Here is an 11,718-nt window from a genome sequence, read left to right as displayed (position 1 = left end):
GGCGGCGCGCGCGGGCCCGGCACGGGACGGTGCCGGGCCCACGCGCGCCGACGATGTGGGGGGAGCGGGTCAGAGGGTGGCCGCCGCCGCGGCGATGGCCGAGGCGAAGGTGGACACCTCGGAGTAGACGCCGGGTGCGTTGGCCCGGGCGCAGCCGATGCCCCAGCTCACGATGCCGACCTGGATCCACGCGTTGTTGGCGTCCCGGCGGAACATGGGGCCGCCGGAGTCGCCCTGGCAGGTGTCGGTGCCGCCGGCGGTGTACCCGGCGCAGATCTCGTCACTGGCGACCAGTCCGCTGTAGCCGCTGTACGTGCGACAGGTCGCGTCGCTCACGAACGGCACGGTGGCCTTGAGCAGGTAGCGCTGCTGGGCGCCGCCCTCGGTGGCCGAGCCCCAGCCGGCGATGGTGAAGGTGCCGGTGTTGTACTGCGTGGTGGTGGCGATCTTCAGGGTGGACTGGGTGGTGATGGGCGAGGCGAGCTTGATGAGTGCCCAGTCCTTGCCGTTGCCGTTGTAACCGGGGGCCCGGTAGACGTAGGTCGACCTGACCTGGACGCGGCCGCTGGTGGACTGGAGGTCCACGACGCCGGCGGTGGCCGTGATGCCGGTGTTGGCCCCGGTCCCGCTGACGCAGTGCGCGGCGGTGAGCACGATCTGCTGGGTGTAGAGCGCTCCGCCGCAGCCCATGGAGAGCCGGACCATGAAGGGGAACTCGCCCTGGGCGGCCCGGGTGCCGCCGACGACGGGGGCGGGGGCGGCCTGGGCGGCCGACAGGGGCTGGAGGCTGGCTATCGCGAGCGCGGCCGCGCCGACGGCGGCGAATCTTCTGAGCGCTGTGAGGAGCTTCTTCAAGGCATTGCCTTCCGTGGGGGGTTGGCTTGACGTGATCATGTCAACTCAGATCGCGCACCGCAAAGAAACAGCCATGGGCTGGCATGGTCAGGTCAAATCTGTTGCTGGATTATGGGAACCCCGCAACCCCGACCGCAAGGGGCCCGTTCCAGCCACCCGCCGGCCGCCACATCCGCCGGACCTCGCGCCCACCGGGCGGGCGGCGCTCACCGGGCCGGGTGGCCGCCCTGTCCGGCAGTCGCCCGCCCCGGCGGGCGTGGGGGTGGCTGTCAGTCCTGGGCCGCCGACTTCGCGAAGCCGATCAGTGCCTCGAAGTCGATCGCCCCCGGATCGCCGTGTGTGTTCTCCGGTACGTGCATGTGTCCGCACACGCCCTTGAACGCGTTCCAGCGCGCCCCGCTCATGCGCTGGCCGCCCCCGTTCCCGGAGGACTTGGGGTACGCGGGCCACAGCGCCGGTCCGCGCAGGGGGACGTCGTGGTGGATGTTCATCCACGCCAGGTACGCGGCGACGGCGCGCAACGCCCACTCGGGGGCCTTCGGCCAGTAGATGTGGGCCTGGTCGCGGGCCGCCCACTTGGTGTGCGTCTCGGGGTCGCAGGTGCCGACCAGCTCGACCTGGCAGACGTTCAGGGTGTTCGTCTCGACACCGCCGCGCTTGTTCATCAGCGCGCGCGACGAGATGTCGATGTCGAAGTGCTGGTACCACTTCAGTTTTCTGGCGGCGAAGTCCGGTACGGCCGTCAGGTTGGGCGCGACGGCGCCGCCCTGGTAGTCGGGCAGCGAACGCCCCTCGGTGGTGTGCAGGACGACGACGTTGACCTCCATGCGGTCACCGCCGAAATCGTCCTGGTACCAGTGGTCACGGTTGGCGCCGGGATAGTGCTGGGGTCCGGTCCTGGTGCTCATGGCCCCTGACTGTGACACGGGACACACCAAGGGGCCGGGAGCTCTTCGCTTCCGACCCCTTCTGGATGCTTTCAGGCGCTTTCGTCCAGGCGATTAGGCGTTCTTGATCGCCGAGATGTCGAAGTTCAGCTTGATCTTGTCGGAGACCAGCACGCCGCCCGTCTCGAGCGCCGCGTTCCAGGTCAGGCCCCAGTCGGAGCGCAGGATCTCCGCCTTGCCCTCGAAACCGACGCGCTCGTTGCCGAACGGGTCCTTCGCGGCGCCGTTGAACTCGAGGTCGATGGTGAGCGGCTTCGTGACGCCGAGGATGGTCAGGTCGCCGGTGATCCGGTAGTCGTCGCCGCCGAGCGCCTGCGTCGCCGTGGAGCGGAAGGTCATCTGCGGGAACTCGTCGGTCTTGAAGAAGTCGGCGGTCTTCAGGTGGCCGTCGCGGTCGGCGGAACCGGTGTCGATGCTGTCCATCGTGACGTCGATCGAGGCGCTGGACTTCGACGGGTCGGTGCCGTCCAGGTGCAGCGCGCCGGTGAACTCGTTGAACTTGCCCTTGACGTTGGTGACCATCGCGTGGCGGGCGACGAAGCCGATCGTCGAGTGCGCCGGGTCGATCGTGTACGCGCCGGTCAGGGCGGCCAGCTCGGGGCTCACCGTGGCGGTGGCGGCGGCGGTGGTCTCGGTGTCCTTGCGGCCGAAGATGCCCATGACGTGCTCCTTGGGGACGGGAAGATCGGGGATGTTTAATCTTCAATCAGGTGAACGACTACGACGGTAGACCTATTCCGTTCAATGTTCAACATCTTCTCGGTCCGGGTTTCCCGGGCGGGGCGCCGACCGCCGTCCGGGCTCTCCGTTTCACTCCGGGGAGGGCATGCGCGCGGCGGGATGTGAGCGGTGTCTCAGGTGCCGGGTTTGTGAGACCCCTACAAGCAGCGGGCCCCCTGAGCAGTCGGAACGGCTGCATGTGCGGCCGGTTCTGTTCAGGGGTACCAGGAAAACGCGCCGGAGACTGTACGGAGTCGACGTCCCTCTTTCCTTGGTGGGCTTCGTAAGGTCACTACATGACCGTTTTGGAAGAGACGACGGGCGATCCCACCGAGGTGCCTTCGGAACCCACGGATGCGCGCGGCCGCGTGGCCGAGCTGCACGAGATCCGTGCCCAGGCGCTGGCCGGCCCGAGCGAGAAGGCGACCCAGGCGCAGCACGCCAAGGGCAAGCTGACCGCCCGGGAGCGGATCGAGCTGCTGCTCGACCCGGGGTCCTTCCAGGAGGTCGAGCAGCTGCGCCGGCATCGGGCGACCGGCTTCGGGCTCGAGGCCAAGAAGCCGTTCACCGACGGTGTCATCACCGGCTGGGGCACGGTCGAGGGCCGCACGGTCTTCGTCTACGCCCACGACTTCCGCATCTTCGGCGGCGCGCTCGGCGAGGCCCACGCCACCAAGATCCACAAGATCATGGACATGGCCATCGCGGCCGGCGCTCCGCTGGTCTCCCTCAACGACGGCGCCGGCGCCCGCATCCAGGAGGGCGTCTCCGCGCTCGCCGGCTACGGCGGCATCTTCCAGCGCAACACCCGCGCCTCCGGCGTCATCCCGCAGATCTCGGTGATGCTCGGCCCGTGCGCGGGCGGCGCCGCCTACAGCCCCGCGCTGACCGACTTCGTCTTCATGGTCCGCGAGACCTCGCAGATGTTCATCACCGGCCCCGACGTGGTCAAGGCCGTCACCGGCGAGGAGATCAGCCAGAACGGCCTGGGCGGCGCGGACGTGCACGCCGAGACCTCCGGCGTGGCCCACTTCGCCTACGACGACGAGGAGACCTGCATCGCGGAGGTGCGCTACCTCCTGTCGATGCTGCCGCAGAACAACCGCGAGAACCCCCCGCGCACCGAGTCCGGCGACCCCGCCGACCGCCGCGGCGACGTCCTGCTCGACCTGGTCCCGGCGGACGGCAACCGTCCCTATGACATGGCCAAGGTCATCGAGGAGATCGTCGACGACGGCGACTACCTCGAGGTCCACGAGCGCTGGGCCCGCAACATCATCTGCGCCCTCGCCCGCCTGGACGGCCAGGTCGTCGGCATCGTCGCCAACCAGCCCCAGGCCCTCGCCGGGGTCCTGGACATCGAGGCGTCGGAAAAAGCTGCGCGCTTTGTCCAGATGTGCGACGCTTTTAACATCCCGATCATCACTTTCCTGGACGTCCCCGGGTTCCTCCCCGGTGTCGACCAGGAGCACGGCGGCATCATCCGGCACGGCGCGAAGCTGCTCTACGCCTACTGCAACGCGACCGTCCCGCGGATCTCGCTGATCCTGCGCAAGGCGTACGGAGGTGCCTACATCGTCATGGACAGCCAGTCGATCGGCGCCGACCTCACCTACGCCTGGCCGACGAACGAGATCGCCGTGATGGGCGCCGAGGGCGCGGCCAACGTCATCTTCCGCCGCCAGATCGCCGCCGCCGAGGACCCCGAGGCCATGCGGCAGAAAATGGTCAAGGAGTACAAGTCCGAGCTGATGCACCCCTACTACGCGGCCGAACGCGGTCTGGTCGACGACGTCATCGACCCCGCCGAGACCCGCGAGGTCCTCATCAAGTCGCTGGCCATGCTCCAGTCGAAGCACGCGGACCTGCCCTCGCGCAAGCACGGCAACCCCCCGCAGTAACCCGGCAGATCCCACGGGTAACCCACTGGATCCCCCGCGGAAACCTCACCCACGGAGACTTGCACCCATGAACGCTCCCGACATCCGCGTCGAGAAGGGCCACGCCGAGCCCGAGGAGGTCGCCGCCATCACGGCCGTCCTCCTGGCCCGCGCGGCCGCCCAGTCGTCCCCGACCGAGACCCACCACCGCCGCCCGAAGGCCGGCTGGCGCCGCCTGGAGCGCGAGGGCGGCTTCCGCGCCCCGCACAGCTGGCACTAGGCACCGGCAGCGCGCCGCGGGCCGGACCCGCGGCCACCGCCCGGACAGGGGCCCCTCCGCACGGAGGGGCCCCTGTCCGCGTAGGTGAGGCCCTCCGCGGACGGACCTCCCGGACGGTCGGACCCGGACAGACAGATGGGCGGCCCCTCCCGAACCGGGAGGGGCCGCCCATCTGCTGTCTGTGTGCCGGGTCTACCGCAGGCGGGCCATCAGCGCGTGCTCGACCAGGGTGATCAGCGCCGACTTGGCGTCGGCACGGTGCCGGGCGTCCGTCGTGATGATCGGGGTGTCCGGGCCGATCTGGAGCGCCTCGCGCACCTCGTCCGGGTTGTACGGCTGGTTGCCGTCGAAGCCGTTGAGGGCGATCACGAACGGCAGGCCGCTGTTCTCGAAGTAGTCGACGGCGGGGAAGCAGTCGGCGAGGCGGCGGGTGTCGACCAGCACGATGGCGCCGATGGCGCCGCGCACCAGGTCGTCCCACATGAACCAGAAGCGGTCCTGGCCGGGCGTGCCGAACAGGTACAGGATCAGGTCCTGGTCCAGGGTGATACGGCCGAAGTCCATGGCCACCGTGGTGGTGGTCTTGTCCCCGGTGTGGGTGAGGTCGTCGATGCCCGCGGACGCGGACGTCATGACGGCCTCGGTGCGCAGCGGATTGATCTCCGAAACAGCCCCGACGAACGTGGTCTTGCCCACGCCGAAGCCGCCCGCCACCACGATCTTCGCGGAAGTGGTGGAGCGGGAGGGACCCCCGCTAGAGCTTGCGAAGTCCACTGAGCACCCTTTCGAGCAGTGTCACGTCTGGCTGGCCGCCGGCGTTCTCGTCGCCGCCGGGCTGATGGATGGCGACCAGTCCCGCTTCCGCCAAGTCGGCGACGAGGATCCTGGCCACGCCGAGAGGGATGGTCAGCAGCGCCGAGATCTCGGCGACCGACTTGATCTCACGGCAGAGGTTGCAGATCCGCTGATGCTCGGGCAGCTGGCCCTGCATCTGGTGCGGCTGCGCAGTGGTGTGCACCAGCGCCTCGATGGCGAGCTGGTAACGCGGGCGGGTCCGGCCACCGGTCATGGCGTACGGACGCACCAGCGGGTTGTTCGACGCCCCGGCGGGCGCGGGCTCCGGGGTGCGGCGATGCGGCTGCACGGGCTGGATGCGCGGTGCCGAGGGCTGGTCGTACGGGGACGGCCCGGGGCCCTGGGGCGTGTACGGCCGCTGCTGACCGGGCGCGGAGGGGAAGTTGTAACGGTTCGGGTTCTGGGAACCGTCGCCCTGGCCCTGGGCAGGGCCGTACGACCAGTTGCCCGAATTGGAACCGCCTGGGGGTGTTGCCACTCTCTCTCCTCCTCCGACTGCGCCTGGCACCCGTCACGTGGAAACCGCGTCCCGAAACCCTACGGCCTCGGGACGCCAAAACGCACCGTCCGTCTGTTAGTTGAGAAGGCTTCCTTGGAGCTCCGCACGAAGATCGGGGGTCAGGACCGAGCCCGCCCGGTCCACCAGAAGGGCCATCTCGTACCCAATGAGGCCGATGTCCGCCTCGGGGTGGGCGAGAACCGCGAGCGAGGAACCGTCGGAAATGGACATCAGGAAGAGGAATCCCCGCTCCATCTCCACAACCGTCTGGTTCACGCTGCCCCCCTCGAAGATCCGGGAGGCGCCCGCCGTCAGGGACGTCAGGCCGGAGGCGACGGCCGCGAGCTGGTCGGCACGGTCGCGGGGGAAGCCTTCGGACATCGCCAGAAGGAGTCCGTCGGCGGAGACCACCACCGTGTGGGACACCCCCGGGGTGTTGTCCACGAAGTTGGTGATCACCCAGTTCAGGTTCTGTGCCGCCTGGCTCATCGGGCTCACACTAACGCTCCTGGTTGTAGGTGCTGTCAGGACCGAAGCCCTGGCCGTTCGTTTCACTGCTGCCTGCGCTGCGTCCGCGCTGGACACCCCTGCGCAGGTTGCTCAACCTGCCTCGGACGTCCTCCGGGGCGCGGGAGACCTGAGGGCCTCCCTGGGGGGTGCTCTCGGCGGCGCCCTCGATCAGGTTGGCCTTGGGCACCCGCCGCGGCAGACCGGAGGAGGTGACTCCACCCGCCTTGGGCTTCTTCAGGGCGGAGGCCTGCTGCCAGCGCTCGTCGTTCGCCGAGCGCCAGATGTCGCCGCCGCCGTTGCTCTCCGCGGGGGAGGCCGCCGGTTCCTTCGCGGGCCGTGCGCCGTTCGCACCGCTCGCGGCGGAGCCGCGGCGGGGAAGACCGGCGTCGGTCAGGGCGTGGGAGGCGGAGGAAGCCGGTCCCGGACGGTCGAAGCCTACGCCGTTCTGCTCGGCCGCGTCAGCGGCCTTCGCGGATTCCGCTTCCGGAGCGTACTGGTCCGGGTAGCCGTTGCCGTAACCGTTCGTGTGACCGTTCTGCTGCGGCCAGTCGTCCTGGTAGGACTGCTGTTCCGGGTACGCCTGGTAGCCCTCGGACGCGGCGGCCCGCGCCCCGTCCGGGCTCTCCTGTACGGGCTCCGCAAACGCGGGGTCCGGGTAGCCGCCGTTCGACGGGAAGCCGTCGTTCTGCGGCAGGCCGCCGTTCGCGGTGAACGACTCGCCCTGCGGATGACCGTTGTTCGACCCGAAGTACTGGTCGTCGTACGCGGGACGCTGCTGCTCCCCGTACGGCGTCTGCTGGTCGAAGGCCGCGGCCTGCTCCTGGTATCCCGTCGCGCCGTTGTCGTAGGCGCCCACGGAGCCCTGCCCGGCGGGGTCGTAGCCGTTGTGGCCGGCGTCGTACGCCTGCTGCTGGTGGCGGTCGTCGAAGCCCTCACCGAACGCGGGGGACTCGGCGGACTGCTGTGCCGTCGGCTGCTCGCCCTCGCCCGACTGGGACTCCAGGGCCGCACGGCGTTCCTCTCGCATCAGCGAGCGGCCCACCGGGTCCAGGTCGCGGATGTCGTCGGGGACCTCGTACTGGCTGTCGTCGAAACCGAGTTCCGCGGCGGTGCGCATCGGCAGACCGTTGCTGAAGTCCTCGCCGGCGCCGTAGTTCTGCTCCGGGATGATCTGCGAGACCGTGAACTCGTCGCGCGGCTGCTGCTCGCCGCCACCGCCGTGGGTGATGGCGTCGGGGAGCATGACCAGCGAGGTGGTGCCGGCCTGCTCGCCCGAGGGGCGCAGCTGGACGCGGATGCCGTGCCGGTCGGACAGGCGGCCGACCACGAACAGGCCCATGCGCTGCGAGATCGCGGCGTCCACCGTCGGCGGGTTGGCCAGCTTGTGGTTGATGTCGGCGAAGTCCTCGGCGGTGAGGCCGATGCCCTTGTCGTGGATCTCGATCATCACGCGGCCGTCGGGGAGACGGGTCGCGGTGACGCGGACCTTGGTCTGGGGTGAGGAGAACGTGGTGGCGTTCTCAAGGAGCTCGGCGAGCAGGTGCACGAGGTCGGTCACGGCACGGCCGTGGATCTCGGCCTCCGGGACGCCCGACAGCTCGATGCGCTCGTACTGCTCCACCTCGGAGGAGGCGGCGCGCAGCACGTCGACCAGCGGGACCGGCTGGTCCCAGCGGCGGCCCGGCTCCTCGCCGGCGAGGACCAGGAGGTTCTCGCCGTTGCGGCGCATACGGGTCGCGAGGTGGTCCAGGCGGAAGAGGTTCTCCAGCTGGTCCGGGTCGGCCTCGTTGTTCTCCAGGTCGGTGATCAGGGTCAGCTGGCCCTCGATCAGGGACTGGTTGCGGCGCGAGAGGTTGGTGAAGATCGCGTTGATGTTGCCCCGCAGGAGCGCCTGCTCGGCGGCCAGTCGCACGGCCTCGCGGTGGACCTGGTCGAAGGCGCGCGCGACCTCGCCGATCTCGTCCTTGGTGTTGATGGGGATCGGCTGGACACGGGTGTCGACCCGGCCCGGGTCGGTGCGTGAGAGCTGGTCGACCAGCATCGGCAGCCGCTGCTCGGCGATGCCGAAGGCGGCGTTGCGCAGCTGGCGCATGGCCTGGCTCATCTGGCGGGCCATGAGACTGGCGACGATGAACGCGGCGAGCAGGGCGATGATGACGATGGCGCCGTTGATGATGGCGTCGCGCTGGGCGTCGGAGGCGATCTGTCCGGCGTCGGACACCGCACGGTCGATGAGCTCGCTCTCGACCTGGCTGTAGCCCTCGAACTTCAGCGTCGCGGCCGCCATCCAGCTGTCGGCGGTGATGCCCTGCTGGGCGAGCTCGGACGGCGTGAACAGCCCGCTGCCGATCGCCTGGATCATCTTGTCCATGGCGGGCGGCGTGACGTAGTCCTGTCCCGCGGCCTCGGCCTGGGACTTGGCGTCGGCGGCCTTCTTCGCGCCCTCCTCGGTCTTCTCCTTCATGACCTGGGTGAGGCGCGCCGCGTCGTCGACGGTGCCGCCGGAGACGTACTCCTGCTGGGCGACGCCCTCGAGGTAGGCGTACGAGGTGAAGGCCGTGAGCTGCTGGCGGTAGACCGTCTTGTCGGGGCTGGGCCGCACGAGCAGGTGCGTGCCGATCGCGCGCTGGAGGGACTCGGCGCCCTTGGCCAGGGCGACGGCGTAGACGGTGCGGCCGTAGGCGGTGATGTTGCCCGTGCCGAGGCCGAGTTCGTTGGAGAACTCCATCAGCAGGTGCTCGACCGCGACGTAACCCTCTTCGGTCTTCACCGGGTCGAGGGACTTGGTGTAGGCGGCCGCGCGGATCTTCGCGAGGGTCGGCTCGGCCTCCTCCACCAGGTTCAGACGGCGCTTGAGGCCTTCCTTGTCCGGCATGCCGACGACTTCGTCGTGGAAGGCGGTCGCCGCGGCGTCCGTGGCGGCGCGGGCCTTCTTGACGCCGTCGTCGTCCTTCTTGTTCTGGAGCAGCGGTGCGGCGGTGAGGTCGCGCTCGTCGAGGAGGGCCTCGGCGTACGTGCCGGCGGCGGCCACGATCTTCGCGACCTTCTCGGCGTCGCGGGCCTCCTGCCAGGTGTCGATGGAGTTCTTCACCTGGAAGCCGCCCATGACGAGGCCGACCACCACGGGTATGAGCAGGATCGCGTTCAGCCGGGTGGGCACCCGCCAGTTGCGCGGGGAGAGACGGCCACCGCTCTTGGCGGGCGCTGCCGTCGGCTCAGGACCGGCCACAGGGGCGGGCGCCGCTCCGCGCGGCGGCGGGGTGAAGTTGCCCCGGGCCGCCGGCTCGGGACTTTGCTTGCTTCGCCTCACTCGACCAACAACCTCTCGGCGGTCGGCACCTTCGTCGTGCCGCAGTGTCTCAGAGCCCGGTCAGCCATCGACCATCAGTACGTCATTGACTATTGGGCAGTTCAGGCATTCCAGCATGACGACCGACGCTCTTCCAAACATGGGAAAGAGCTGGTTCGACGTGATGTAAGCCCCACATAAAACGGTCAAAAAGAACGAGCCCCGCCAAAAGGCGGGGCCTTCGTGCGCGCAGCGAGACCGAATGACCGCGACGCGTTGCGGTACCACCCGATTCCTCTGCCGAAACGTTATGAACGTCGGAGCCGGCCGTGTCAAAGGCCACAGCCGGCTCCAGAACGTCTACGACAACTGGCGTACGGCACCAGATGCTTGAAAATTACCGCAGTCGCGCCATCAGCGCGTGCTCGACCAGGGTGATCAGCGCGCTCTTGGCGTCCGAGCGGTGCCGGGCGTCCGTCGTGATGATCGGGGTGTCCGGGCCGATCTGGAGCGCCTCGCGCACCTCTTCGGGCTGGTAGGGCTGCGAGCCGTCGAAGCCGTTGAGGGCGACGACGAACGGCAGGCCGCTGTTCTCGAAGTAGTCGACGGCGGGGAAGCAGTCGGCGAGGCGGCGGGTGTCGACCAGCACGATGGCGCCGATGGCGCCCCGCACCAGGTCGTCCCACATGAACCAGAAGCGGTCCTGGCCGGGCGTGCCGAACAGGTACAGGATCAGGTCCTGGTCGAGCGTGATACGGCCGAAGTCCATGGCCACCGTGGTGGTGGTCTTGTCCCCGGTGTGGGTGAGGTCGTCGATGCCCGCGGACGCGGACGTCATGACGGCCTCCGTGCGCAGCGGGTTGATCTCGGAGACGGCGCCCACGAACGTGGTCTTGCCCACGCCGAAGCCACCCGCCACCACGATCTTCGCGGAGGTGGTGGCCCGCCCTCCGTCAGAGCTTGCGAAGTCCACTGAGCACCCTTTCGAGCAGCGTCACGTCAGGTGCGCCGCCGTTGTTCTCGTCGCCGCCCGGCTGGTGGATGGCCACCAGTCCGGCCTCGGCGAGGTCCGCGACCAGGATCCGCGCCACCCCCAGCGGCATCGCCAGGAGCGCCGAGACCTCCGCGACCGACTTGACCTCACGGCACAGGTGGCAGATGCGCTGGTGCTCGGGAAGCAGCCCCATGAGCGCTGCCGGGTCGGCCGTGGTGCTGATCAGCGCCTCGATGGCGAGTTGATAGCGCGGCCGGGTCCGGCCACCGGTCATCGCGTACGGACGCACCAGCGGCTGGTCGCCCTCATCCCCGTACGGCTCCGCGTACGGATCATGATGGGCGGTGGGCGGGGTCATGGATCCTCCGGGCGGGACAGCATTCGCGGTCAGTCGTGCCGTCCGTCTAGGCCGGTGGGGGGTTTGTGTCGGCCGGACGGTGATTTCGTGAGGTGGGTAGTGCTGGGGCGGATCAGTGGAGCAGACTGCCCTGGAGTTCGGCGCGCAGGTCGGGCGTGAGGACCGCGCCCGCGCGGTCGACGAGCAGCGTCATCTCGTAGCCCACGAGACCGATGTCGCACTCGGGGTGTGCGAGAACGGCGAGCGACGAGCCGTCCGAGACGGACATGAGGAAGAGGAATCCTCGTTCCATCTCGACGACGGTCTGTGCCACGCTGCCGCCTTCGAAGATCCTGGAGGCGCCGGCCGTCAGCGAGGTCAGGCCCGACGCGACGGCCGCCAGCTGGTCGGCACGGTCGCGCGGGAATCCCTCTGACATCGCGAGCAGGAGCCCGTCGGCGGACACGACAACGGTGTGGGACACCCCGGGGGTGTTGTCCACGAAGTTGGTGATCAACCAGTTCAGGTTCTGTGCCGCCTGGCTCATCTGAC

General features: G+C 69.3%; 12 protein-coding genes. 2 read left to right on the top strand and 10 right to left on the bottom strand.

Annotated elements, in window-relative coordinates; genetic code table 11:
* Window positions 1-69: 69 nt before the first annotated feature.
* From Saso_RS33745 to Saso_RS33735, 3 genes are all read right to left on the bottom strand, one after another.
* Window positions 70-855 (bottom strand): S1 family peptidase, encoded by a 786-nt coding sequence (locus Saso_RS33745; RefSeq protein WP_189926705.1) that lies wholly within the window; start codon window positions 853-855, stop codon window positions 70-72.
* A gap of 269 nt (window positions 856-1,124) precedes the next feature.
* Window positions 1,125-1,763, bottom strand: coding sequence for a hypothetical protein (locus Saso_RS33740; RefSeq protein WP_189926703.1), 639 nt, complete (start codon window positions 1,761-1,763; stop codon window positions 1,125-1,127).
* A 93-nt stretch (window positions 1,764-1,856) separates the two neighbouring features.
* Window positions 1,857-2,462: a YceI family protein gene (locus tag Saso_RS33735; RefSeq protein ID WP_189926701.1), complete on the bottom strand. Its 606-nt coding sequence runs from the start codon at window positions 2,460-2,462 to the stop codon at window positions 1,857-1,859.
* 356 nt (window positions 2,463-2,818) lie between these two features.
* Between Saso_RS33735 and Saso_RS33730 the strand changes: the two genes are divergently transcribed.
* Window positions 2,819-4,423, top strand: coding sequence for an acyl-CoA carboxylase subunit beta (locus tag Saso_RS33730; protein ID WP_189926699.1), 1,605 nt, complete (start codon window positions 2,819-2,821; stop codon window positions 4,421-4,423).
* Window positions 4,424-4,490: 67 nt separating this feature from the next.
* Window positions 4,491-4,682, top strand: coding sequence for an acyl-CoA carboxylase subunit epsilon (locus Saso_RS33725; RefSeq protein ID WP_189926697.1), 192 nt, complete (start codon window positions 4,491-4,493; stop codon window positions 4,680-4,682).
* 192 nt (window positions 4,683-4,874) lie between these two features.
* Here Saso_RS33725 and Saso_RS33720 read toward each other — a convergent pair whose 3' ends face one another.
* From Saso_RS33720 to Saso_RS33690, 7 genes are all read right to left on the bottom strand, one after another.
* The gene (locus tag Saso_RS33720) at window positions 4,875-5,456 is read right to left on the bottom strand and encodes a GTP-binding protein (protein ID WP_026248371.1); all 582 of its coding nucleotides are present in this window, start codon (window positions 5,454-5,456) and stop codon (window positions 4,875-4,877) included.
* The gene (locus Saso_RS33715; RefSeq protein ID WP_189926695.1) at window positions 5,437-6,015 is read right to left on the bottom strand and encodes a DUF742 domain-containing protein; all 579 of its coding nucleotides are present in this window, start codon (window positions 6,013-6,015) and stop codon (window positions 5,437-5,439) included. Before Saso_RS33715 ends, Saso_RS33720 begins: the two co-directional genes overlap by 20 nt.
* A 96-nt stretch (window positions 6,016-6,111) precedes the next feature.
* A complete protein-coding gene (locus tag Saso_RS33710) occupies window positions 6,112-6,525 on the bottom strand; it encodes a roadblock/LC7 domain-containing protein (protein WP_037737006.1) in 414 nt (137 codons plus the stop codon).
* Window positions 6,526-6,535: 10 nt separating this feature from the next.
* Window positions 6,536-9,856: a sensor histidine kinase gene (locus Saso_RS33705; protein ID WP_189926693.1), complete on the bottom strand. Its 3,321-nt coding sequence runs from the start codon at window positions 9,854-9,856 to the stop codon at window positions 6,536-6,538.
* 376 nt (window positions 9,857-10,232) lie between these two features.
* Window positions 10,233-10,808 carry a GTP-binding protein gene (locus Saso_RS33700; protein ID WP_054239771.1) on the bottom strand — a complete coding sequence of 192 codons (576 nt, stop codon included), beginning with the start codon at window positions 10,806-10,808 and terminating at the stop codon, window positions 10,233-10,235.
* A complete protein-coding gene (locus Saso_RS33695) occupies window positions 10,789-11,187 on the bottom strand; it encodes a DUF742 domain-containing protein (RefSeq protein WP_009190816.1) in 399 nt (132 codons plus the stop codon). Before Saso_RS33695 ends, Saso_RS33700 begins: the two co-directional genes overlap by 20 nt.
* Before the next feature lie 112 nt (window positions 11,188-11,299).
* Window positions 11,300-11,713, bottom strand: coding sequence for a roadblock/LC7 domain-containing protein (locus Saso_RS33690; protein WP_020128762.1), 414 nt, complete (start codon window positions 11,711-11,713; stop codon window positions 11,300-11,302).
* Window positions 11,714-11,718: the final 5 nt, after the last annotated feature.

The organism is Streptomyces asoensis, from assembly GCF_016860545.1.
Lineage (GTDB): Bacteria > Actinomycetota > Actinomycetes > Streptomycetales > Streptomycetaceae > Streptomyces > Streptomyces asoensis.
Note: the sequence above shows the minus strand (reverse complement) of the source record. Positions and strands in the feature narration are given on the sequence as shown.